Source organism: Rhizobium sp. P1_C7, from assembly GCF_056406295.1.
The window spans coordinates 1-21,925 of record NZ_JBFUAL010000005.1 but is presented as its reverse complement, the minus strand read 5'-3'; the positions used below and the strand labels follow the sequence as shown (position 1 = coordinate 21,925).

Annotated in this window: 22 protein-coding genes and 1 pseudogene; 10 read left to right on the top strand and 13 right to left on the bottom strand. The window is 59.4% G+C overall.

What is annotated here, in order from left to right; translation table 11 throughout:
• Positions 1-4 precede the first annotated feature (4 nt).
• Positions 5-907 carry a branched-chain amino acid ABC transporter permease gene (locus AC1D2R_RS08825; RefSeq protein ID WP_037062432.1) on the bottom strand — a complete coding sequence of 301 codons (903 nt, stop codon included), beginning with the start codon at positions 905-907 and terminating at the stop codon, positions 5-7.
• A 389-nt stretch (positions 908-1,296) separates the two neighbouring features.
• Here AC1D2R_RS08825 and cysQ point away from each other — a divergent pair, with 389 nt between their 5' ends.
• Positions 1,297-2,091, top strand: coding sequence for a 3'(2'),5'-bisphosphate nucleotidase CysQ (gene cysQ / locus AC1D2R_RS08820; RefSeq protein WP_477966828.1), 795 nt, complete (start codon positions 1,297-1,299; stop codon positions 2,089-2,091).
• Between the two features lie 513 nt (positions 2,092-2,604).
• Here the strand turns inward: cysQ and AC1D2R_RS08815 are convergent.
• Complete coding sequence (locus AC1D2R_RS08815; protein WP_477966826.1) at positions 2,605-3,345, bottom strand: helix-turn-helix transcriptional regulator; 741 nt, start codon at positions 3,343-3,345, stop codon at positions 2,605-2,607.
• A gap of 403 nt (positions 3,346-3,748) precedes the next feature.
• Between AC1D2R_RS08815 and sciP the strand changes: the two genes are divergently transcribed.
• Positions 3,749-4,024: a CtrA inhibitor SciP gene (gene sciP / locus AC1D2R_RS08810; RefSeq protein WP_007533628.1), complete on the top strand. Its 276-nt coding sequence runs from the start codon at positions 3,749-3,751 to the stop codon at positions 4,022-4,024.
• Positions 4,025-4,305: 281 nt separating this feature from the next.
• Positions 4,306-4,629, top strand: a complete 324-nt coding sequence (locus AC1D2R_RS08805; RefSeq protein ID WP_477966824.1) for a GNAT family N-acetyltransferase — start codon at positions 4,306-4,308, stop codon at positions 4,627-4,629.
• Between the two features lie 106 nt (positions 4,630-4,735).
• Here the strand turns inward: AC1D2R_RS08805 and AC1D2R_RS08800 are convergent, their stop codons facing one another.
• Entirely contained in the window at positions 4,736-5,086 is a 351-nt protein-coding gene (locus tag AC1D2R_RS08800) for a flagellar export protein FliJ (protein WP_477966823.1), read from the bottom strand.
• A 440-nt stretch (positions 5,087-5,526) separates the two neighbouring features.
• Between AC1D2R_RS08800 and ctrA the strand changes: the two genes are divergently transcribed.
• Entirely contained in the window at positions 5,527-6,228 is a 702-nt protein-coding gene (gene ctrA, locus AC1D2R_RS08795; protein ID WP_003542362.1) for a response regulator transcription factor CtrA, read from the top strand.
• Positions 6,229-6,358: 130 nt separating this feature from the next.
• On the opposite strand, the gene AC1D2R_RS08790 is transcribed toward ctrA, so the two are convergent.
• Together AC1D2R_RS08790 and chpT are read right to left on the bottom strand one after the other, a co-directional pair.
• Positions 6,359-6,721, bottom strand: coding sequence for a response regulator (locus AC1D2R_RS08790; RefSeq protein WP_477966821.1), 363 nt, complete (start codon positions 6,719-6,721; stop codon positions 6,359-6,361).
• A gap of 108 nt (positions 6,722-6,829) precedes the next feature.
• The gene (gene chpT / locus AC1D2R_RS08785) at positions 6,830-7,480 is read right to left on the bottom strand and encodes a histidine phosphotransferase ChpT (RefSeq protein WP_477966819.1); all 651 of its coding nucleotides are present in this window, start codon (positions 7,478-7,480) and stop codon (positions 6,830-6,832) included.
• Between the two features lie 187 nt (positions 7,481-7,667).
• Here chpT and AC1D2R_RS08780 point away from each other — a divergent pair, with 187 nt between their 5' ends.
• Together AC1D2R_RS08780 and AC1D2R_RS08775 are read left to right on the top strand one after the other, a co-directional pair.
• Complete coding sequence (locus AC1D2R_RS08780; protein ID WP_477966817.1) at positions 7,668-8,264, top strand: DUF1134 domain-containing protein; 597 nt, start codon at positions 7,668-7,670, stop codon at positions 8,262-8,264.
• 119 nt (positions 8,265-8,383) lie between these two features.
• Positions 8,384-9,544: a hypothetical protein gene (locus AC1D2R_RS08775; RefSeq protein ID WP_477966816.1), complete on the top strand. Its 1,161-nt coding sequence runs from the start codon at positions 8,384-8,386 to the stop codon at positions 9,542-9,544.
• Positions 9,545-9,546: 2 nt separating this feature from the next.
• Here AC1D2R_RS08775 and AC1D2R_RS08770 read toward each other — a convergent pair whose 3' ends face one another.
• Positions 9,547-10,368 carry a TrmH family RNA methyltransferase gene (locus AC1D2R_RS08770; RefSeq protein WP_477966814.1) on the bottom strand — a complete coding sequence of 274 codons (822 nt, stop codon included), beginning with the start codon at positions 10,366-10,368 and terminating at the stop codon, positions 9,547-9,549.
• A gap of 5 nt (positions 10,369-10,373) precedes the next feature.
• On the bottom strand, positions 10,374-10,760 hold the full coding sequence (locus AC1D2R_RS08765) for a hypothetical protein (protein ID WP_477966812.1): 387 nt from the start codon (positions 10,758-10,760) through the stop codon (positions 10,374-10,376).
• Positions 10,761-10,804: 44 nt separating this feature from the next.
• Between AC1D2R_RS08765 and AC1D2R_RS08760 the strand changes: the two genes are divergently transcribed.
• The gene (locus AC1D2R_RS08760) at positions 10,805-11,830 is read left to right on the top strand and encodes an RluA family pseudouridine synthase (RefSeq protein WP_477966810.1); all 1,026 of its coding nucleotides are present in this window, start codon (positions 10,805-10,807) and stop codon (positions 11,828-11,830) included.
• Positions 11,831-12,000: 170 nt separating this feature from the next.
• Positions 12,001-12,909, top strand: a complete 909-nt coding sequence (rpoH, locus tag AC1D2R_RS08755) for an RNA polymerase sigma factor RpoH (protein WP_477966808.1) — start codon at positions 12,001-12,003, stop codon at positions 12,907-12,909.
• Positions 12,910-12,982: 73 nt separating this feature from the next.
• On the opposite strand, the gene AC1D2R_RS08750 is transcribed toward rpoH, so the two are convergent.
• Together AC1D2R_RS08750 and AC1D2R_RS08745 are read right to left on the bottom strand one after the other, a co-directional pair.
• On the bottom strand, positions 12,983-15,448 hold the full coding sequence (locus AC1D2R_RS08750; RefSeq protein WP_477966806.1) for a hypothetical protein: 2,466 nt from the start codon (positions 15,446-15,448) through the stop codon (positions 12,983-12,985).
• A 60-nt stretch (positions 15,449-15,508) separates the two neighbouring features.
• A complete protein-coding gene (locus AC1D2R_RS08745) occupies positions 15,509-16,804 on the bottom strand; it encodes an adenylosuccinate synthase (RefSeq protein ID WP_477966804.1) in 1,296 nt (431 codons plus the stop codon).
• 198 nt (positions 16,805-17,002) lie between these two features.
• On the opposite strand from AC1D2R_RS08745, the gene AC1D2R_RS08740 reads away from it, so the two are divergent.
• Positions 17,003-17,920, top strand: coding sequence for a DMT family transporter (locus tag AC1D2R_RS08740; RefSeq protein ID WP_477966802.1), 918 nt, complete (start codon positions 17,003-17,005; stop codon positions 17,918-17,920).
• On the opposite strand, the gene AC1D2R_RS08735 is transcribed toward AC1D2R_RS08740, so the two are convergent.
• The 4 genes from AC1D2R_RS08735 to ung form a co-directional block, all read right to left on the bottom strand.
• Positions 17,917-18,762 (bottom strand): GNAT family N-acetyltransferase, encoded by an 846-nt coding sequence (locus AC1D2R_RS08735; RefSeq protein ID WP_477966800.1) that lies wholly within the window; start codon positions 18,760-18,762, stop codon positions 17,917-17,919. The genes AC1D2R_RS08740 and AC1D2R_RS08735 overlap by 4 nt on opposite strands.
• 388 nt (positions 18,763-19,150) lie before the next feature.
• Positions 19,151-19,759 carry an alpha/beta hydrolase gene (locus AC1D2R_RS08730; RefSeq protein WP_477966798.1) on the bottom strand — a complete coding sequence of 203 codons (609 nt, stop codon included), beginning with the start codon at positions 19,757-19,759 and terminating at the stop codon, positions 19,151-19,153.
• Positions 19,760-19,774: 15 nt separating this feature from the next.
• Positions 19,775-20,707 carry a VOC family protein gene (locus AC1D2R_RS08725; protein WP_477966796.1) on the bottom strand — a complete coding sequence of 311 codons (933 nt, stop codon included), beginning with the start codon at positions 20,705-20,707 and terminating at the stop codon, positions 19,775-19,777.
• 138 nt (positions 20,708-20,845) lie between these two features.
• Entirely contained in the window at positions 20,846-21,550 is a 705-nt protein-coding gene (ung, locus tag AC1D2R_RS08720) for a uracil-DNA glycosylase (RefSeq protein ID WP_477966794.1), read from the bottom strand.
• Positions 21,551-21,712: 162 nt separating this feature from the next.
• Here ung and AC1D2R_RS08715 point away from each other — a divergent pair.
• Positions 21,713-21,925 (top strand): annotated as a pseudogene (locus AC1D2R_RS08715) (phosphomannomutase); the annotation flags it as partial.

Sequence of the window (21,925 nt, the reverse complement as noted above, 5' to 3'; positions counted from 1 at the left end):
GACGTTAAACCTTCTCGACTTCCGGCCGGCCCAGGATACCTGTCGGCTTGAAGATCAGCACGAAAGCGAGGATGGCGAAGGTCGCCACATCCTTGTACGCGATGGTGAAATAGGCCGACCAAAGGGATTCGATCAAACCAATCATCAGGCCGCCCAGCACAGCGCCCGGCAGTGAGCCGATGCCGCCGAGGACGGCTGCGGTAAACGCCTTCACACCAGGGACGAAGCCGTCGTTGAAATTCACCACGCCATAATACATCAGATACATCGTGCCGGCGACGGCCGCGAGCGCGGCACCCATGATGAAGGTCACCGAAATCGTCTGGTCGACGTTGACGCCGAGGAGCGCCGCCATCTTGCGGTCCTGCTCGGTGGCGCGCTGGGCGCGTCCGAGAGCCGTGTGATTGACGAGATACCAGAACACCGTCAGCAGAACTGCAGTGATGACGATGATCACGATCTGCTTCAGCGAAATCGAAATGCCCGCAACGTTGTATACGCTGCTCACCATCGGCGGGATCGGCTTGTTGCGCGGACCCTGCGTCACCTGAATGAAGTTGGACAGCGTGATCGACATGCCGATCGCGGTGATCAGCGGCGCCAGGCGGAAGGAGCCGCGCAGCGGACGATAAGCGACCCGCTCGATCGTCCAGTTCCACAAGCTGGTCATCAGCATTGCGACGAGCAGCATCACCAGCAGCAGAACAGCGACCGGAAGACCTGCAAACATCGATGTAAGGACGAGAAAGACGATAAGGGCAGCAAAACCGCCGATCATGAAAATATCGCCATGGGCGAAATTGATCATGCCGATAATGCCGTAAACCATCGTGTAGCCAATAGCCACAAGCCCATAGATGGATCCAAGAGTCAGCCCGTTAACGAGCTGCTGGACAAAATATTCCATAAACCATTTCCCCTGGACGCAGAACCGGATCGGCCTGCATCTCTTGTTATTAAAGCCCTTGTTGAGCCCTTATTTACGATTTCATACCGCTTTCAAGACAAAAGGGAAGTGCAAAATTGCAATGCTCCAAAGTTCTTTGCCGTTTTGGTGAAAATGACTTTTCCACACTCAGAAAGTCGTTTTTTTCAACATCGAATGACGCAAAACGCGGCTTTTAACCGAAAAAGTCTGTTGCTGGTCCCGTTGAGGCGTTTCAGCCGAACGCCCCGGGCGCATCGTCCCTGGCCCAATCACGGGCCATGCGCGTGGGCATTGCGCCGATCATGCAATCCCAGATAAAGTCACCTATATGTATGAAGTCGGTAAAAAACGGATCCAATTCAATTGTGATGCTCCAGACATTTGAACGCGCCGCCCTCGAAGCTGGCAAAGCCATCATGGAAGTGTTCAAGAGCGGCTGCACCTCTGCGAGCAAAGCCGACAACAGCCCCGTTACGATCGCCGACGAACGCGCCGAGCGGATCATTCTGGAGCATCTCCGGCGCGATTTTCCACACGTGCCAGTCATCGCCGAAGAATCGGTTGCCGCTGGCATCGTTCCTGCCATCGGGGCATCGTTCTTCCTCGTCGATCCTCTCGACGGCACGCGGGAGTTCCTCGACAGACGGCGCGAATTCACGGTCAACATAGCATTGGTCCAAGACGGCCGGCCAATCGTCGGGATCGTTTTTGCGCCGGCCCTCGGGGTTGCCTTTTCAGGAGAAAACGGCAGGGCCGAAAAGCTGTTTATCGACCAAGATTTTGCCGTCGAACGGCGGCTGGTCATCTGCGTGCGCCCGCAGCCGGTCAAACGGACAGCCTTGGCGAGCCGTTCGCATGACAGCCCGCAAACAGCGCTGTTTCTGTCCAAGAACGCCATTTCGGAATGTACCAACATCGGCTCGTCGCTGAAATTCTGCCTGCTGGCCGAGGGCCAAGCGGATGTCTATCCGCGTTTTACCCGCACGATGGAATGGGACACGGCAGCCGGTGACGCCGTTCTGCGTGCTGCGGGGGGCTCGACCCTGACGCTCGATGGCAAGCCGCTAACCTACGGAAAGACCAGCCAGACCCATGATTGTGATTTCGCCAATCCGGACTTTATTTCCTGGGGTGGCGCTTCATCGGAGATCGAGCGGGCATAATCCTTCCGAGAAGCGGTGTCGAAACAGTCCCCTTCAGCGCCTTTCATCTCCGACTTTTACGATCTGCGGCGATTCATTCACACCAAAGTCCAGGTCGGCAGGACGGTGAGCCCATATTCTGTCCGACCAGACCAACAATCTCGCCCTGCCCTACATCCTGCCCTCGCTGCGCAGAAACGCGTGCCCACCATGAAGCACTTCAGCGTATCGGCACCATCGTCGAATTGGCGGTCACAGGCGAATTGTCCGAGAGGGAGAGGCTACCTCGTCGCCTGCGGCGCAGCGGCGTATGGTTCAGGCAAGGCGGGGCTGGTGGCCGTGTGGCAGGACGGCGCCTGGCTCGATTTGTCGCCCCCAATCTGGCCGCGCGTTCTCTATTGAAGCCTGGCACCCGCGAGGCTTCGACGGCGCGGCATGGAAAAGCATAGCGCTGGCGACGGTCGGCTCTGTCGCGATCAATGCCGCACTGGACGCGGTCCATCGCGGAGCCTCTGCGGGTATGCTTTAATGTGGCTAGAGCAAACGATACCGGAAGGCGCGTGCCACTGCCTGCATGCGGTTGACCGAATCGAGCTTGCGCATCGCGCTTTTCAGATAGCCCACGACCGTGTGTGGCGAGAGATCGAGAATGATGGCAATCTCGTCGCTGCTCTTGCCTGCCGCCGACCAGCGCAGACATTCGACCTCGCGGTTGCTGAGGCTTTCCGAAGGTCGATCGACAGGATTGTGCTGGGCAAAAAGGTCGAGGAATTCCATCACCCTGAATAGCTGAGACATGGTCTCGTCGCGGGGAAGGTCAGGCCGATCGCCGGAGAAGGCGAATATATACTGCCGCAACTCGGCGTCGTGCAGGCTAAACGCGAAGGTATTCTTCAGCCCGTGATCGCGAAAGAGCGTCGTCAGACGCTGGTTCCCCTGGTTTGCCGCCGTGCTCTCGAACGGCGCCTTGTCACAGAAGACAGGCATGATCGAGCGCTTCATCCTGCTGACGAGGTTGCAGCAATAGAAAAGATCGACCTCGTCGTAGAGCGCGATGAGCTCCTGCGGCCAGTTGCTGGCAATACAGTTGACAACAAAGCCGTTAAGGTCCCCCCGCGGAAAGGCGGCCACCAGATAGTAGGCGAAGCCGGAGTCCTTCGCCATTTCGCCGATCCGCTCCTCAAGAAGCGTCTGGCGCATTGGTGCCCCAACATCTGAACGCGAAAAAATAGCATCCCCTACGCCGTCAGAGACGGCGTGCACTTGCTTCTTCATCGAGTTTATCCCTTGGCGTCCGGCTTCGGCCCGAATTTCTCGCCCAACAGCCTGTGCTGGCTCCCGGGAGACCAGAAAAGCAAACAGCGCCCGTACCGACTGGATACGAAGCAAATAGCCTTGATCATTCCGGGCATGACGAGAAGAATGGAGACGAGGTCTTGCGCTTACATCTATGTTGCGGTGCTTATAAGATGACGAATGTCAAATTCACAATGTCTAATGTGCATGGCTCCCATGCACGCATGGCAAATTTACCCAACGGAAGGCCGCCGGTTTCCCCGATGTTGCTCCGTGGCCGGTCGACTAAACTTATTATCAAAGTCTTACTATGCGCTTAGGCAATTTTTAAATGTGACAAGCTAGAGTGGCTCTCGTGGTCTTGAGTTGTGTAGAGAGTCCAATGACCGAAATGATACGTCCCCGAGTGAAATATGTCATCGGCCCCGATGGCAGCCCGCTGACGATTGCGGATTTGCCGCCGCCGAATACTCGGCGCTGGGTAATTCGCCGCAAGGCAGAGGTTGTCGCGGCAGTTCGCGGTGGCTTGTTGAGCTTGGAAGAAGCTTGCGAACGTTACACGCTGACAGTCGAGGAGTTCTTATCCTGGCAGTCCTCCATCAACAGTCACGGCCTTGCCGGACTGCGCACGACGCGCATCCAGCAATACCGCCATTGATCAGTTTCCAAACGCAATAGCTATTTGATCGGGCCGAATTCACTCCTCTGGGATCGTAACACGGCACGAAATTATTGATTGAATGACAAGCATTTAACCGTCGCAATGCGACGGAATCGAAGCTTCCGCTCGGCCCCAGTCCATCAAAGACCACTCGGACTAAGGCCGCGCGAGCGACGATGGTGTAGTGCGCGAGGGGCTCTCATGAGCCCCTAACCGTCCCAACGGCATTCCATCGAACAGTGCGTTTACATCAGTGGTCTTGGCGCGGTCCTCGCTCCGTGCCACCCTCCCGGTCAACAGAACCTGCGAGGGGAACAGCGATGGATATCAAGAACGAACAGAATGCATCGGGCGGCCGCTATATTGCCGAGCTCGACGGCCATCAGGCCGAGATGACCTATTCCCGCACATCGCCGAAACTCATCATCATTGACCATACCGGTGTTCCCGACGCTTTGCGTGGCAAAGGAGTCGGCCAGGCGCTCGCGCTCCACGCGGTGGAGGAAGCCAGAAGAGGCGGCTGGAAGATATTTCCGCTTTGCCCATTCTTCAAGGCGCAATCGCAGCGGCACGAAGAATGGCGCGACGTCGTCAACACCTGAAGGCAAGGTGAACGCCAAAAGCCATGTATGACGGGCAGCGGCCCACCATGCATGGCTTTTATCAGGTGACGCCGCCCGGACGCCCTGAGGCGTCCGCCGACGTGCCTTAGGCTCGTGCCCGGACCGCTCCGTCGCGCTCTTCGAGCGCGGCGGCACGTGCATATTCCGCCTGCATCTCTTCGAGCGTCTGCTCCAGGGCCTCTTCCTGCATCTTCAGTTCCTTGATGGAGACCTGAAGATTGTCCGCGCGCTGGCGTGCTGCCTTTGCGAAGGTCGGATAGGCGAAGTGATTCGGGTCGGAAATGCCGGATTTCTTTTCCTCGACGACAATCTGGCTCTCCAGATCCTTCGCCATCCGCTCGAATTCGGACATCATCATTTGCAATTGCTGCAATTGACGACGTTTTTCGTTCACCTGAAACTCCTTCAGACGAACTAGGCTCTCACGCGACTTCATACGCATTACTCCAGTGATGCGAGACCCAGGCTCCACTTGAAACCACCCCTGCGTGCCGCTTTCATACGGCTTGCCCAAAAAATTTCCGTCGGTGTTAACAAAAACCTACCGCTGGTAACCTTTCGTTTACGGGCATCGTTAATGATAGTCCCGATGATTTAAGGGTCGGTAAACATTACTACGCGATTTCCGGCACCTTCTCATTGGTGAGTCGAATGAATCGCTTACCAGTCGTTCTTAATGTAAAAGTTGAGAAGTCGGCTTTGCGGATTCTCGTTGGAAAACAGCGAAATGGACAAATTATTTAATAAATTCGTTACCTCTTGCCAGAGTGAATCAGAATTTGTTAACCATTTCGTGGCAGCTTCCAAATCACGCAGTGACATTTCTGTATCGCGTAGGGGCCAGACCACCTTTCGGCGGCGGTAAAGGGGATAAGAATGCGGGTACTACTCATCGAAGACGATAGCGCGACAGCGCAGAGCATCGAATTGATGCTTAAGTCTGAAAGTTTTAATGTTTATACCACCGATCTTGGTGAAGAAGGCGTCGACCTTGGGAAGTTGTATGATTACGACATCATCCTTCTCGACTTGAACCTTCCCGACATGTCCGGATATGAAGTCCTGCGTACACTCCGCCTGTCCAAGGTCAAGACACCGATCCTGATCCTCTCGGGGATGGCCGGTATCGAAGACAAGGTACGCGGTCTCGGCTTCGGCGCCGACGACTACATGACCAAGCCGTTCCACAAGGACGAACTGGTTGCACGTATCCACGCAATCGTCCGCCGCTCCAAGGGTCACGCCCAGTCGGTCATCATGACCGGCGAACTGATCGTCAACCTCGACGCCAAGACCGTCGAAGTCGGTGGCCAGCGCGTTCACCTGACGGGCAAGGAATACCAGATGCTGGAGCTGCTTTCGCTCCGCAAGGGCACCACGCTCACCAAGGAAATGTTCCTGAACCACCTCTACGGCGGCATGGACGAGCCTGAACTGAAGATCATCGACGTCTTTATCTGCAAGCTGCGCAAGAAACTTGCGAATGCTGCCGGCGGCGCGAACTACATCGAAACCGTCTGGGGTCGCGGCTATGTTCTGCGCGAGCCGGATGGCGCCGAGTACGCCGAAACCGCCTGACGCTGCATCCCCTTTGCGAAGACAGGAAATCCCGCCCTTTCCGGCGGGATTTTTCGTCTGTGGCATCCATTGAAAGGCCGCCCTTTGGAGCGGCCGGCCCTTTCAGATGTGCCCTCGGCGTGAAACCGCGCTAAGCGGCGATGGCGCGATTGCCGAACACGGACGTCAGGATCTTCCTGTCGAACGGCTTCAGCAGGAAATCCGTGGCCCCTGCCCGCTTGCCCATCATCAGCTTCTTGAGATCGGCTTCGACGACGCAGTAGTAGATCTTGACCTCCCTTCCACCTTCCATCATGCGGATGGTGGAGATCAGATCGAGCGCGCCTTCCATACCGGAATCGACGATCAGATAATCGGGCATTTCAGCCCCGCAACGGGAAAGGGCTTCGCTGAGATTGGAGGCTTCGCTGACCAGGAAATCGAGCTCGGACAGAATACGCCTTCCGACCTTGCGGACGACGTCCGAAGCGTCGGTGATCATGAACCTCTGCATGCCTGCTCCTTGGCCCTGCTTCTGTCCGGCGGGCGTCTCGCCTTCAAGGATAGAAAGATTTGGCTAAGGAATTGTTACCCCGAGGAAGTGGTGAGGTGCCGGAGGCTTTCAGGCGGCAACCACATCAGCCGTAAAGACAATCTCCTCGGCAGTCGCACTATGGCCGAGCTGCATCCCGCATTCCTCGGCAAGAAGTACGGTGTAGTAGGGCTGAATGGAGTGCGCGTCGATGGCTTCCTCGATGTCGCTCGTGGAAATCTCCACGAACTTTGGCGGCAAACGCATCATCTTTCCCTTCGCGACGATCTTGAACTTCGCATCGAACTCGGGATTTTCCAGTGTGATATCGAGCACCCCACCGCGTGGAATAGACGAATAGGCAACAAGGAACAGATTGAGCAGAAGCTTGACGCGGTTCTTGGCGATAATAGCCCGCGGACCGGTCCAGGTGACCTCGGTCTTCTTCTCCGCAGCCGCAAAATCCTTCGCAGCGCGCTCGGCCTCACCTGTGTCGATCGAGGCGCCGACCGATCCGGAGGCGCCGAAGGCAAGCCGTGCAAACTTCAGACGGACGGAGGCGTTCAGCGCACTTGTGCGAATAAGATCCATCGCATCGGCGTCGGCGCCGCCTTCGTCGAGCAGCTCAAGGCCATTGTTGATTGCACCGACTGGCGAAATGACGTCATGGCAAACGCGGCTGCAAAGGAGCGCAGCCAGATCCGGGCCAGTCAGGGTGAGGTTGGGGTTCTTTGACATCATCGTCTCCAGAGGGCGGTCTCATTCCGCCGCACATGTTGCTTCATCGAAGTTTGCACGAAGTTTGCGCGCGTGTTTGGCGCCATAATGACACCATATTTGGTAAACCGATTGTTAAGACCATCCGCGCAAAATGCATGAACCGCCGGAAACGGACCAAAGTACCGACCATGATGAACGGATGACAGCCATGCGCCCCTCAATCTTCGGAAGATTTCCCGCTTTTTGCCGACTGCTCGTCGCATTGACGCTGTCGCCTGTGATGCTGGCCGCAACACAGGCATCCGCACAGCAGGCCAACAGCGAACACTACACGGCGCAGGAAATCGTCGATACGGGACACTCGTTCTTCGGCTCGACCAGCGGCGGTCTTGCCAAGGTCATCGAAGCAGCCTTCCAGAAATACGGGCTGCCGAATGGGTACATCCTCGGACAGGAAGGCTCGGGAGCCTTCATAGCCGGCCTGACCTACGGTGAAGGGCAGCTCAACACCAAGAACGCCGGTGAGCATCCGCTCTACTGGCAGGGTCCCTCCCTCGGCATCGACTACGGCGGCCAGGGCACGCGTGTGATGATGCTGGTCTACGACCTGCCATCGACCGACGCGATCTACGCCCGTTTCGGTGGCGTCAGCGGCCAGGCATTCGTCGTCGCCGGCTTTGGCATGACGCTGCTCAAGAACAATAACGTGCTTGTGGTGCCGATCCGCACGGGTGTCGGCGCCCGCCTCGGCCTCAATGTCGGCTATCTCAAGGTAACGCCGAACCCGACCTGGAACCCGTTCTGAAGCTTGCGCAACGGCGGGCTCTCCGCCGCAACCACCTTTTCAGGTACTTGCTCTCTGTGGGCCATCCGCTTAATCATTGGTTCTGACGCAAATCAACTTCTGGAAGCAGTGGCCTCGCCGTGATCGAATACGCTCTCTTGTTCGGATTGGGCTTCCTGGCCGCGGCGTTCCTCGGGTTTCTGATATCGCCCGCCGTTCACCGTCGCATTGTCTGGTATACCGAGAACCGCATGCGGGCGACCATGCCGCTCAGCCCGCAGGAAGTGCGCGCGCAGAAGGACATGGCCCGTGCGCTCTACGCGGCGGAAAACGCGCGCACCACGCAGGACCTCATGCGTGAGCGCGAAAAATCCCTGTCGCTGCAACTGAAGCATGATTCGATCGCGCGCGATGCCGGTCACTTCGCGTCCGAGATCGGTGCGCTCCAGGCGCAGATCGGCGATATGAGCGTCGAAGCCGCTGAACTGCGCTCCCACTTGCGCAAGGACGAGAACTACATCAGCCAGTTGAAGACCAGCCTCCATATTGTCGAGCAGGCGAGCGCCTCCAAGGAAGGCGAGCTGGATGCGTTGCGCACGCGCCTCAACCGGCTGGCGGATCAGGCCGACGGCCTGAAGATCGACATGGCAGCCCACGAGACCGAAATTGAAAGCCTGAATCTCAAATCGAATGCATTGCGCATCGAACGCGACAACCTGCGTAAGGACGTGACCCTGCTGCAGAAGCGCGCCAAGGATGCCGAGCAGAAGCTGACGCAGCAGGAGCACGCAGTCATGCGACTTGAAGACAAGGGCCGGAGGGACGCCACCGCACTGTCCGATAACGCGGCGCTCCTCAACCGGCGGCAACAGGAAATTTCCAAGCTGAAGGAACAGGTCAAGGCCGCCAATGTAGATTTGCGCAAGGCAAACCGTTCGCTTCGCAGTGCCGGGCTTGCCCCCGTATTGGCTGAACCGGCCAAGGAGAATCGGGCAACCGACGACGCACCAGCCTCGGAGCTCGACACCGCAGCGATTGCTGCCCACCTGGCCGAAGAGGTCCGCGCCCGCAGCGCCGCCGTGTCCGAAAGACTTCTGAGCGTCAAGACAGATTCGACCGGTGACGGCGCGATACGGGAAGAGATTGCCACGATCGCCGCAAGCATGGTGGCGTTGACCGCAATCAACGAAGGGCCGTCGTCTCCCATTCGCGATCTCCTGCCCGACAGCGCGGCCACGCCGGAAGGCGAGCGCATCGACCTCGCGCAGCGCGCGGCAACGATCCTCTCGGAGGCAGGCTGATCTCAGATTCGCCTCGCGGCTGAGGACATGGCGAAAAGCGCAATGCCGGTTGCGGTCGCGACATTGAGGCTGTCCAGACCGACAGATTGCGGGATGCGGGCGCTGCGGAACCGCGAGAGTACCGCCTCCGGCAACCCCTCGCCCTCGGTGCCGACAACCAGCGCCATGCGATCAGATGGCGGTATGGAGCGGATATCGATCTCGCCGCGCGGCGACAGCGTCCAGATCGCAAAGTCGCGCGCTGCAAGCCGCGTCAGGATATCAATCGCATCGCCGCCGCGCCGATAGGGCACGGTGAGCACGGAACCGACGGATACGCGAAGTGCTTTGCGATAGAGCGGATCGCACGACGTCTCGTCGAGAAGGATGGCATCCGCCTTGAAAGCCGCCGCGTTGCGAAACATCGAGCCCGCATTGTCGTGGTTTGAAATGCCGTAGCCGACCAGAACCAGCGCGCGATCCGGCAGGCGCTCGATGAGATCGCCATTCGCGGTCTCCCGCCTCCCAAGCGCAAGCACGCCCCGGTGCAGGTGGAACCCGACGATGCGATCAAGCACCTCTGCCTCCGCGACGTATACCGGGACATGATCCGGCAACCGGTCGAGGATCGCGCGAACCCCATCGACGCGGTTTCGAAGCAACAAGACCTTCTCGGCGACAAAGTCGCCGTGCCCGAGATGTGCTTCGGCAAGCATCCGAAGAACGACGGTGCCCTCCGCGATGAAGCGGTTCTGCCGGCCGGTCAGGTCGCGTTCGCGTATGTCGCGAAACTCCGCGATGCGGGGATCGTCGGCGCTTTCAATCGCGATGAGACCGCAAGCCATGGCGCTCAGCCGCCGTGGATGGTCACGTCAGCGACAGTACGGCCAGCCTTGATGTCGAACACCAGGACCTTCATCACGCCATCGAAAGTCTTGCCGTAGAACATGATCTGGCCACCGGACAGGGCCGTGGATTCAATCACGAAGCCGAGCGGGAGGCTGACCGTCGTCGATATCGGCGAGTCCGACGGTACGCCTGGGGCCGCAACGGCTGCCGGTTCCTTCGCAGGGGCACGCATCGTCTTGTAGACAACTGCGCCGAAGACCGCCATAAGGCTCACGAACATGATGGCGCCCGAGACGATCTGCAGGCGGATCATCTTGCGCCGGACACTTTCCATAGCCGGATCGAGGGGCTTTTCTTCCTGATCGACTTCTGGCTGGATATTCGTCATCTGTGGCGTCCCATTTCTATAAAATACTTCGGAGAAGAAGCGTCGTGAACGACCCCTTTAAACAAGCATCCGGCATTATGAAAGTCCTGACGGCCGATGCGCATGCCGAAGGCCGTCTCGACGCGTGGATGACGGCACAGCTGGGGGAGGAATTCTCCCGCAGCCGCATCAAGGTGCTGATCAAGGAAGGACAGGTCTCTTCGAAGGGGGCCGTCGTTGCCGATCCGCAGAAGAAGGTACGCCCGGGCGACACGTTCGAAATCAATCTGCCGGAGCCTGAGGACCCGACGCCGAAGGGCGAGAACATCCCCCTCGACATTCTCTACGAGGACGACGATCTCGTCGTCATCTCCAAGCCGGCCGGCATGGTCGTCCACCCGGCAGCCGGCAATTGGAACGGCACTTTGGTCAACGCGCTCATCTATCACTGCGGCGATACGCTTTCAGGCATCGGCGGCGTCCGTCGCCCGGGCATCGTCCACCGCCTGGACAAGGACACGACAGGGGTCATGGTCGTTGCCAAGAACGATGTCGCGCACCGCCATCTGTCGCTGCAATTTGCCGACCATGGCCGCACCATGCCGCTGGAACGGGCCTACCAAGCCATCGTCTGGGGCCGCCCGCGCTCGCTGACCGGCACCGTCAATGCGCCACTTGGCCGCGACACCGGGGACCGCACGCGTCGAGCGGTCAAGCGCCCCGGCACGCAAGATGCGGATGAGGCGATCACCCACTACGAGGTGCTCGAACGCTTTCACGAAAAACCGGACGCGACCTCGCTTGCCGCGCTTGTAGAATGCCACCTGGAAACCGGCCGCACCCATCAGATCCGCGTTCACATGGCGCATATCGGCCATCCGCTGCTCGGCGATACTGTCTACGGCGCGCATTTCAAGACCAAGGCCAACCTCTTGCCGGATGCAGCAAAGAAGGCGGTGAACGGCCTAGGCAGGCAGGCGCTGCATGCCTATATGCTGCAGTTCGAGCATCCCCGCACCGGAGAAGTCATGCACTTCGAAGTGCCGTTGCCGGACGATATGGTGAAGCTGGTCGAGGTGTTGCGCGCCTAGAAGGGTAACGCCTTCGTGAAGCTGCCCCATATCTTGAACCGCTGTTCTGCCATACTTATCTGTACATTGACCTAGTGCGGGCTTGGACAAAGCCGCATGTCCCGGTTCGCCTTTAAAAACGCAGGGACGCGTTCGATCGGGGACCGGAATTCAGATAGGAGGGTGCAATCATGGCCCGGAGTAGTTTGCCGTCCATTACAGCCGGTGAGGCTGGTCTTAACCGTTATCTCGACGAAATCCGCAAGTTCCCGATGCTGGAACCGCAGGAAGAATATATGCTCGCCAAGCGCTATTCGGAGCATGGCGACCGCGAAGCCGCGCACAGGCTCGTCACCAGCCATCTGCGCCTCGTGGCGAAGATTGCCATGGGCTATCGCGGCTACGGCCTGCCGATCGGCGAGGTGGTCTCCGAGGGTAACGTCGGCTTGATGCAGGCCGTCAAGAAGTTCGATCCCGAACGCGGTTTCCGTCTTGCCACCTATGCAATGTGGTGGATCAAGGCCTCGATCCAGGAATATATCCTGCGTTCGTGGTCGCTCGTGAAAATGGGCACGACCGCCAACCAGAAGCGGCTGTTCTTCAATCTGCGCCGTCTGAAGGGCCGAATCCAGGCAATCGACGAAGGCGATCTGAAGCCCGAGCATGTCACCGAGATCGCCACGAAGTTGAGAGTTTCCGAGGAGGAGGTCGTTTCGATGAACCGCCGCCTGTCCGGCGACGCTTCGCTGAACGCGCCGATCAAGGCCGCCGAAGGCGATTCCGGCCAGTGGCAGGATTGGCTTGTCGACGACCATGAGAGCCAGGAAGCCGTTCTGATTGAACAGGACGAACTCGACACGCGCCGCCGCATGCTGGCAAAGGCGATGAGCGTGCTCAACGACCGTGAGCGCCGCATCTTCGAGGCGCGCCGTCTCTCGGAGGATCCTGTTACGCTGGAAGACCTGTCGACCGAGTTCGACATCAGCCGCGAGCGGGTCCGCCAGATCGAGGTTCGCGCATTCGAGAAGGTGCAGGACGCTGTGCGCAAGGAAGCCTTGGAGCGGGCAAAGGCGGTTCGCGTCGTTGAAGCGACAGCCTAAGCTCCTCCTCATCACGCATAAAAAAAGGGCGGATCCTAGGACCCGCCCTTTTTATATGCCATTTTGTCTTGGATCACTGGCTCGTCGACACGTCGCCGGAAGCGGCCCATTCCTTGATCGCCGTGGCGAATGCCTCGCCGCCGGTTGTTCCCTTCTGCATGGTCAGCAGTGCCCGGCGGCCGTTGCGATAGGTAATCGGAACGTCGATCCAGTCGCGGGTTGCAAGAAGGTCCAGATTGGCCTTGCGGGCGTCGGGATAATCATTGAGCGCGATCATGTGGAAGTCGTCGGTGATCTTCGCCGGCACCGCGATCAATGCATCGCCACGATCCTGCTCGGTCCGCTTCATCGAAATGCGCTGAACGCTATCGATGGCGCCGCCCTCGAAGTTCGGAGGCAGCGAGAACACGACCTCAACGATGTGGCTTGCCGGCAAAGACGGGTCCGAGTTGCGCTTGAAGTTCAGCTGAGCCGTCAGATTGCGCTCGGGAACCGTGACCATGCCCTGAACCACGGCCTGCTGCTTCCCATCCGGTCCCGCTTCGTGCTGCAGGCTCCAGACCACAGAACCCTGGATCGCCGTCGGCGAGCTCTGCCCGATGCGCTCTTCATAGAGAAACAGCTTTTCGCTTGAGCCAACGGGTGCTGTGGTCGGGGTCGCGGCAGGCGTGGCTGCAGCCGACGCGCCTGTTGCCGGTGCGGCACCAGCCGGCGCGGCAACAGGCGAAGTCGCCGATGCCGCAGGCGCCGTAGCATCCGAAGACGCGACGTTCTGCTCGGCAACCGATTTGCCTTCAGCGGTCTGAGCGCTTGCATCGGCAGCCGGACCGGTATCGACTTCGCTACCATCGGCAAGCAGCCGCTGGGTGAATTTGCTATTTGCAGAGGACCCGTCGTTCAGCGATGCAACTTCCTTCTGGCTCTCGGCGGGTTTTGCCACTGGGTCGCCGGCCTGCGATGCAGGTGCCGCTGTACCAGGCTTTGCCGGCGCTTGCGGGTCGGTCTTGGCTGTCTGAGACGGCGCGGCGCTGACGAGACCCTTGACCATATCGATCAACGCGCCCTGGTTGGTCCATGCCGCATAACCGCCACCACCGATCACGCCCAGAGCGAGCAGAATGCCGAAAATCGAACCGAGACCGAAGCGACGACGCTTCGGCTCCATGCGGAAATTCTTGCCCTGGAACTTGGACGCGATAGCGCTGTCGCTGTCAGTCGGCGACAGCGCGGCGTCATCCTCGGCTACGACGCCGCGATTGTCGTATCCCCGCAGCTGCGTGGCCTCTTGCCAGGCATCGCTGCTTGCGGCTTCACCCTTCGGGCTCGACGTGCCATGAACTTCGGAGAATAGGTCACTGTCGTCGAAATGGGCGGTGACCGAAACCTTCCTCTCGCTGTCAATCGGAGGCAGGTCGTCAAACGCTGCTGCCTCCCACGAGAAACCTTCATTGGCAGCGGGCATTTTCGCCGGCTCAGGCGGATTCTCGATCCCGGAAATCACGTCTTCGAATGCCCGCGCCGCATCGTTTGCCGGTTGAACGTGTTCCGTTTCGGAAAACTGCCGCAACTCTTCCAGGGCCCAATCGGTCACCGCTTCCTTGCTGACAGGCTCTGGCACTTTCTCGGCGGGCTCAGACCAAACGGGGTCGAAATGTGCGGCCGCGTCGGCATGCAGCGGCTCTTCACGGCTAAGCTCGACGAACTCCTTCGGCGCCCGGTCGAATGTTGGGACAGGCTCGACCAGACGATTGCTGAGGTCGAAATCGCCCGCGACTGGCCGAGCGACCGGCTCGACTTCTTCCGCCGGTTCCTCGGCAACCTCGACCGGGTCCGGGTACGGTTCGGCCACAGGCTCTGGTGACAAATCGTGGAGACGCTCGTCGTGAGCAGCCTCACCGTAGTGCGGCACCTGCCACGGTTCAACCGATTCGGGAACGTAAGGTGCGTCAGGCTCCTGCGCCGTCCAAGGCTCTGCCTGCTGGGCAGGAGGCTCCATCGCAGCGTCGGCTTGCAGGTCGTGATACGGTGCCGGTGCCGGTTCCTGGTATTGGGCAGGCTCCTGGTACGAGGCGGGCTCCTGGTATTGGTCCGGCTCCCCGTACGGCGCAGGCTCGTGGTCGTCAGTCGCGTCGACTGCCGCCGCTTCAGCCGCTACAGGTTCTTCATGATGCAGCGGCTCGCGAACCGGTTGTTCTTCCGCCTCAGCAGCATCCGCGACAGGCTCAGCATGCTCAGCTGCGGCCGATTGCTCCTGCGCGTCGCCCGCTGGCTGCGACGCCATGTCGGCAGCGACATCGGCGATCGGCGTTCCGACCTCGGCCGGCAGGGCCACGGCGTGCTCTGCTTCGACTTCGCGAATTGCGGTTTCAAGCTTTTCAAGCTGCCGTTGCAGCATGGCTTCCGGCGGACGCGGCTTCATATTCTCGAGCTGCCGCTGAACAGCACCGCGAGCGCGCTCGTAAACCTTCACCCGCATCTCGGGAGTGTTGTCGGCCAGGCCGTCAACCGCCCGCCGGATAACTGCGATAAAATCCGCCATTCGCACTTTCTCTAAGAGTGTGGTTCGGCAGCCGAACCACACAAATAATGACCCGCGACCTTAGTCCTCAAACGGATCGGTCACAAGTATCGTATCATCTCGCTCAGGACTTGTAGACAAGAGCGCGACAGGTGCCCCGATCAGCTCCTCGACCTGGCGCACATACTTGATAGCCTGCGCTGGCAGATCGGCCCAGCTGCGCGCGCCAACGGTCGATTCTTTCCATCCTTCGAGCGTGATGTAAATGGGTTCCACCCGTGCCTGCGCGCCCTGGCTTGCCGGCAGATAATCGATCTCTTCGCCGTCAAGGCGGTAGCCGACGCAAATCTTCAACTCGTCCAGCCCATCGAGAACGTCGAGCTTGGTCAGCGCGATGCCGGTGATTCCCGAAGTGCGCACGGTCTGGCGCACGAGAACGGCATCGAACCAGCCGCAACGACGCGGGCGGCCCGTATTGACGCCGACTTCGCGCCCGACGGTCGAAAGGTGCTTGCCGACCTCGTCGTTCAGCTCGCAGGGGAATGGACCTTCCCCGACGCGCGTCGTGTAAGCCTTGGTGATGCCGAGAACATATCCGATTGCCGTCGGTCCGAGACCGGAGCCCGCAGCCGCCTGTCCGGCGACCGTGTTCGACGACGTCACGAAAGGATAGGTGCCATGATCGTTGTCGAGAAGCGCGCCCTGCGCACCCTCGAACAGAATACGCGCACCGGCCTTGCGCTGCTCGTCTAGCAGACGCCAGACATGATCGATGTAAGGCAGGATCTGGTCGGCCACAGCAAGCAGTTCCGCTTCCAGCGCATCGCCGGAAATCTCTTCGAGACCCATGCCGCGGCGCAGCGCGTTGTGGTGCGTCAGCAGACGCTCGATCTTCATGCGCAGCGTATCCGGTTCGGCAAGGTCGATGACGCGAATCGCACGACGGCCGACCTTGTCCTCGTATGCAGGGCCGATGCCGCGGCGCGTCGTGCCGATCTTCGTGCCGCTGTTGGACGCAGCATCTTCCCGAAGCGCGTCGAGGTCGCGGTGAAGGGAGAGAATGAGCGGCGCGTTTTCAGCGATGCGAAGGACCGCCGGCGTCACCGTCACACCTTGACCGCGCAGCTTCTCGACTTCGGCGACGAAATGATGCGGATCAACCACGACGCCGTTGCCTATGACGCTGAGCTTGCCGCGCACGAGGCCGGAGGGCAGAAGCGCAAGCTTGTAGCTCACGCCGTCGATGACCAGCGTATGGCCAGCATTGTGTCCGCCCTGATAGCGTACGATCACATCGGCGCGTTCTGAAAGCCAGTCGACAATCTTGCCCTTGCCTTCGTCACCCCATTGCGAACCGACCACGACTACGTTCGTCATTCACGTCTTCCTGTTAAAGGCGGATCTACCGCACCCTGCTCAAACCCGCGCATCTATAAAACTTTGTTTTTGGGAAAGCGACCCTGTATTGCCGCCCAAATCGGCTTTTTACGTGACAAATCAGCTCAGCGCGGGCTATTTGCCCGATCATACGAAGTGGTTTTGCGCCCTTCCCGCGCACGTAGGAAAGAATCGGCCGTGCAGTTTACCGCCTATATTTGTCTCGTCGTCGCGGCGCTTTGCTGGGGCGGAAACGCCGTCGCCGGAAAACTTGCTCTCGGGCACATCAGCCCGATGATGCTGACCTCTCTGCGCTGGTTCCTGGCGACGGCGATTATTGCCGCCCTGTCCGTGCCCCAATTGAAGCGCGACTGGCCGATCGTTCGGAAAAACCTGCCCCTGCTCTTCTTTTACGGCATTATTGGCTACACGCTCTTCAATGCCATGCTCTACTCGGCAGTAAAGTATACGACGGCAATCAATGTCGCAATCGAGCAAGCCGGCATTCCGATGCTGATCTTCCTGCTCAATTTCGTTTTCTTTCGTACCGCCATTTCATTCGCGCAGATCGCCGGCTTCGCACTGACGCTCTTCGGCGTCGCACTGACAGCTGCCCATGGCGACCTTGCGACCCTGCTGCAGCTCGCCCTCAACCGCGGCGACGGACTGATGCTGATCGCCGTGGCGGCCTATTCTGTGTACACGATTTTCCTGCGCTGGAAGCCTCCGCTCGACTGGCGAACGCTGATGGCCGTCCCTTCGCTCGGCGCCATGCTGTCCGCGATCCCGCTGCTCGTCTGGGAAAGCGCGCAAGGCGCAGCTCAAATGCCGGATCAGAGGGGCTGGCTGATCGCCTTCTACACGGCAATCTTCGCCTCCCTGCTCGCACAGGTACTCTATATCAAGGGCGTGGAATCGATCGGCGCCAACCGAGCCGGGCTGTTCATCAACCTCGTGCCCGTTTTCGGCACACTGCTTTCGGTGGCTCTGCTCGGTGAGCAACTCGAGACGTTTCATATCATCGCGCTGGCGCTGGCTCTCGGCGGCATCGCCATTGCCGAAAGAGGGCGGCCGAAGCGTGCCGTGCCGACCGTGCCGGCATCGGCCATGGATTAGCCGAGTTCCAGCGTCGTCACACCGAAAACGTTCCTGAGCGGGATCGATGGCGCCGTTCCGCGATACATCCGGGCGGTCTCGAAAACAGGTTCGAGCCCCATGCCTGCGGCGAGAGCGATCGCCTCCTTGTTCTCGCTTGGAATGTCGATGAACACAGGCGCGCCTTTCGCCTCCGGTACGAGCTCCGCAAGCAACGCGGCCGCGCTGTCGGCCTCGGCGGCGAAGAGCGGGCCGATCTTGTAGCCTTCATAGCAACGGCGGATTGTCCCATAGCCGCGAATTTTGCCGTTCTTGCGCACGACAGCCGTTCGGCGGTGCTTGCGTCCGACGCACCAGGAGGCCACGAAAGCCGGTCGAGGTGCGGAAAAGACGGTCGCATCATAGCGCAACAGCCCGTCGAGCTTACCGGACACCGGATTCGCGACCAGGGTCGATGGCGGCACGGACGAGATCGTGCCGCCATAGCGAACCGTCTTGTAAGCCTCTTCAAACCCAACCTTGCGGTAGTTGTCCTGCTGCGCGGGGACGCCGTCGAGACCTATGCTGCGCCCTTCGGCAGATGCGATGCCAGCATCCCAGATGGCTTTGCCGTAGCCCTTCCCGCGAAAATCCGGATGAACCATGAAGAGGCCGAGGAAGGCAAATGCCTCGCCGTATTTAACGACGGAAATGGAGCCAACGGGCACCTCGCCAAGTGCACCGACGAAAAAGCCGGAAGGATCGGCGTCGTTGAAGGCAAGCGAATCGTCCAGGCCCGGATTCCATCCCTCCTGACGCGCCCATTCGAGCACTAGCTCCAACTCACCGGGCCGCATCGGGCGAACGGCAAACTCCGAATTCATGCAACCTTCCCAATCAGGTCCACCGCAAGCGCGCACAGGCGGAATATTAGAGAATAATAATTCTAGCGGCAGCTAGGCACAACATGTTCATGGCTGAAGCGATCTGCATCGATCGTCATGAGGCACGACGCGAGAGTTCTTCGCATCGGAAGCATCATGGAACAACGAAACTCTAGTCTCAAGACAATTACTTAAGACAACATGAACCGGACGAAGGTCCGAAGAATTTACTTGCGACGTTTCCTGCACCGGCGAGCATCCACGGTCCCGCTGCATGAACAGAAAGCGAGTTCCGGACGATTGATGAGATACCAACATGCTCCTTGGCTTGGAGCATGCAGCCGAGCAACCGGACAGCCTCCATGGACTGTCCGTCGCATCGGGCCATTTAGCGGTAGGGCGCGAAAAGAACGCCGACCGCATCGACTTCGTTCGGGCGGATGTCGTGGCCGCCCGCATGCCACTCGGTGACGACCGACGCCTTCTGGCTTTCGAAGTAATGGGCCAGAGCCTGCGTTACGCCTGCAGGGCTTATCGGGTCGCGCTCGCCGGCAGTGATCAGCACCTTGCGCCCGGCAAGCCCCGGATTTGCCTTGGGCTGAAAGGGAATTAGCGGATGCATCAACGCAGAGGCGTCGAACAGCCCTCTTTCGATCAGCACGTTGGCAAGGATGTTGGCACCGTTCGAAAAGCCCAGTCCGAGTATTGCCGACGCGCTGTGCTCGTCGGCAAGGTTGCCGACAAACGCCGCCATTTTCTCGGTCGCCCGTGCAAGGTCAGTCATGTCGTAGACGCCCTCACCCGTTCGCTTGAAGAAGCGTGCCGCCCCGAATTCGGAGATATCGCCACGCGGCGAAACGATGGTCGCGTCCGGTAGCAGGCGCCTTGCGAAATCGAAGAACTGGTTTTCATCCCCGCCCGTGCCGTGCAGAGCGAACAGAATGGGCTTTCCCGGTGCACCGGCATGCAGCCGGTACACATAGCTGTTATCGGTCATGACAATCTCCCTGCCTTAGCCTTCAAGCGGCTGCAGATGCTGCTCGATCAACGCACGCAGATGCTGATGCTGCTGCGGCAATTTCAGCGCTTCTCCCAGATGCGCGGTATCCTCGTCCCTGTTGAAACCGGGTTCGTTCGTTGCGACTTCGAACAGCACGCCACCCGGCGTACGGAAATAGATCGCCCAGAAGTAATCGCGGTCGATGACAGGGGTAACCTGATAGCCTGTGTCCATCAGCGCCTTGCGGACCTCCAGCTGCTTTTCGCGGTTTTCGACCGCAAAGGCGACGTGGTGGACAGAACCGGCACCCGGCAATGCCCGCGAGATACTCGGCGTCGTCTCGAGATCGACGAGGTGCGCGCCGTTGCCGCCAGGGATGGTCAGCCGCTTCACGCCGTCACGCTCTTCCTGCACTTCATAGCCCATGAACTTCAAAAGCTCGGACGTCGCTCCGTCGTCGCGCAACCGCATGGCGACAGAATGGAAGCCGCGGATCGCATGATCCTCGCCGATGCCGCCATGCGTCCAGGGCAGGCGTTTGTCGTCCTTGACCTCGACCAGCGCAAAGCCGTCGCCGTCTGGGCCGGCAAAGTTCAGGCGCTTCTCGCCGAACGTCTCTTCGGTCTTCAGACCGCCTGCATTCAGCTTGGCGAGACGATCGCTCCAGAAGCCGATCGATCCTTCCGGGATCGAGAAAACGGTCGTTCCGACCTCTCCGGTGCCTGGACGGCCCTGGGCCATCTGCGGGAACGGGAAATAGGTCATGATCGTACCCGGCGCGCCTGTCTCATCGCCATAGTAGAGGTGATAGACGTCAGGCGCATCGAAGTTCACCGTCTTCTTGACACGGCGCAGACCAAGCGCGTTGGTGAAGAACTGATTGTTTGTTCGGGCGTCCCCAGCCATCGACGTGACGTGGTGCAGACCCTTGATTTGATCAATCATTTGAGACCCCTTTCTGGCCCGCCGCGCGGGCTTTCGATGGGTCATAGATGAGCCTTCCGAGCGGATTGGAATAGCCCTGCCGACTGGAACGCATTGTTTCCTTTTAGTGAACGACGAAGCAATGTCGTTCAGAATGCCTCATCCGTGCTGCCGTGGCGCAGCGGGAAGCTCCCAGTCGATCGGCGTGCGACCATGAGACTCCAGAAATGCATTCGCCTTCGAGAAATGAGCCGAACCGAAAAATCCGTTATGAGCAGAAAGTGGCGACGGATGGGCGGCCTTCAGGACCAGGTGACGGGAGCTATCGACAAAAGCTGCCTTGCGTTGCGCATAGGCACCCCAAAGCATGAACACCACCGCCTCACATTCATCGTTCACCTTGCCGATCACGGCATCGGTGAACGTCTCCCACCCCTTTCCCTGATGTGACGCAGCCTGCGCCTCTTCCACTGTCAGCACGCTGTTGAGCAGCAGAACGCCCTGCTTGGCCCAATGCTCAAGAAATCCGTGGCGTGCCGGCGCAATACCGAGATCGGTTTGCATCTCCTTGTAGATATTGACCAGCGAGGGCGGAATCCGGACGCCGGGACGCACGCTGAAGCATAGACCATGCGCCTGCCCCAGCCCGTGATAGGGGTCCTGCCCCAGGATCACCACTTTGACTTCCGCAAGCGGCGTCAGGTCCAGGGCTCTAAAATACTCCGCCCCCTTGGGAAATATCCTTTTGCCGCTCTCCTTCTGCGCCGTCAAAAAGGCATTGAGCTTCTGCATGTATGGACTTTCGAACTCCGCCGCGAGCGCGCTTCTCCAGCTTCCTTCCAGCGCTATCGTCGGTTCATTCATGCAATTGCCTCCTCCGGCGAGCCGCTGTACGAGCTTTGAACTTGCTTCGAAAAGGGAATTGGCAGACATTTTATTGGTCGCCTGCCGCCAAAATTTACGAAGTCTGTGTAGATTGCTTTCAAAACAATCACGAATTCAAGCGCATCCGGGGGCTTTTAAAGGATGAAATTTGGGACAAGCGGGCTTCGCGGCCTTTCTGAGGACCTGAAGGGCCGCGCCTCTGCGCTTTATGCGACCGCGTTTGGCCGCTATCTCTTGGACAGCGGGCGGGTCAATCCTGGCGCTACGATCCTGGTCGGCCGCGATTTTCGTGATTCAAGCCCAGAGATTGCCGGTAACTGCGTCGATGCGCTGAGCGGGCTGGGTTTTGCGGCG

Excerpts from the sequence above, each read along its gene's own strand:
- AC1D2R_RS08730 (WP_477966798.1), bottom strand. The coding sequence starts at position 19,759 with ATGACCGATAACAGCTATGTGTACCGGCTGCATGCCGGTGCACCGGGA.
- chpT (WP_477966819.1), bottom strand. The coding sequence starts at position 7,480 with ATGATGTCAAAGAACCCCAACCTCACCCTGACTGGCCCGGATCTGGCT.
- AC1D2R_RS08770 (WP_477966814.1), bottom strand. The coding sequence starts at position 10,368 with ATGGCTTGCGGTCTCATCGCGATTGAAAGCGCCGACGATCCCCGCATC.
- AC1D2R_RS08815 (WP_477966826.1), bottom strand. The coding sequence starts at position 3,345 with ATGAAGAAGCAAGTGCACGCCGTCTCTGACGGCGTAGGGGATGCTATT.
- AC1D2R_RS08735 (WP_477966800.1), bottom strand. The coding sequence starts at position 18,762 with ATGAATTCGGAGTTTGCCGTTCGCCCGATGCGGCCCGGTGAGTTGGAG.
- AC1D2R_RS08725 (WP_477966796.1), bottom strand. The coding sequence starts at position 20,707 with ATGATTGATCAAATCAAGGGTCTGCACCACGTCACGTCGATGGCTGGG.
- ung (WP_477966794.1), bottom strand. The coding sequence starts at position 21,550 with ATGAATGAACCGACGATAGCGCTGGAAGGAAGCTGGAGAAGCGCGCTC.
- AC1D2R_RS08780 (WP_477966817.1), top strand. The coding sequence starts at position 7,668 with ATGCGCCCCTCAATCTTCGGAAGATTTCCCGCTTTTTGCCGACTGCTC.
- AC1D2R_RS08800 (WP_477966823.1), bottom strand. The coding sequence starts at position 5,086 with ATGAAGTCGCGTGAGAGCCTAGTTCGTCTGAAGGAGTTTCAGGTGAAC.
- ctrA (WP_003542362.1), top strand. The coding sequence starts at position 5,527 with ATGCGGGTACTACTCATCGAAGACGATAGCGCGACAGCGCAGAGCATC.
- AC1D2R_RS08790 (WP_477966821.1), bottom strand. The coding sequence starts at position 6,721 with ATGCAGAGGTTCATGATCACCGACGCTTCGGACGTCGTCCGCAAGGTC.
- sciP (WP_007533628.1), top strand. The coding sequence starts at position 3,749 with ATGACCGAAATGATACGTCCCCGAGTGAAATATGTCATCGGCCCCGAT.
- AC1D2R_RS08745 (WP_477966804.1), bottom strand. The coding sequence starts at position 16,804 with ATGACGAACGTAGTCGTGGTCGGTTCGCAATGGGGTGACGAAGGCAAG.
- cysQ (WP_477966828.1), top strand. The coding sequence starts at position 1,297 with ATGCTCCAGACATTTGAACGCGCCGCCCTCGAAGCTGGCAAAGCCATC.
- AC1D2R_RS08825 (WP_037062432.1), bottom strand. The coding sequence starts at position 907 with ATGGAATATTTTGTCCAGCAGCTCGTTAACGGGCTGACTCTTGGATCC.
- rpoH (WP_477966808.1), top strand. The coding sequence starts at position 12,001 with ATGGCCCGGAGTAGTTTGCCGTCCATTACAGCCGGTGAGGCTGGTCTT.
- AC1D2R_RS08765 (WP_477966812.1), bottom strand. The coding sequence starts at position 10,760 with ATGACGAATATCCAGCCAGAAGTCGATCAGGAAGAAAAGCCCCTCGAT.
- AC1D2R_RS08750 (WP_477966806.1), bottom strand. The coding sequence starts at position 15,448 with ATGGCGGATTTTATCGCAGTTATCCGGCGGGCGGTTGACGGCCTGGCC.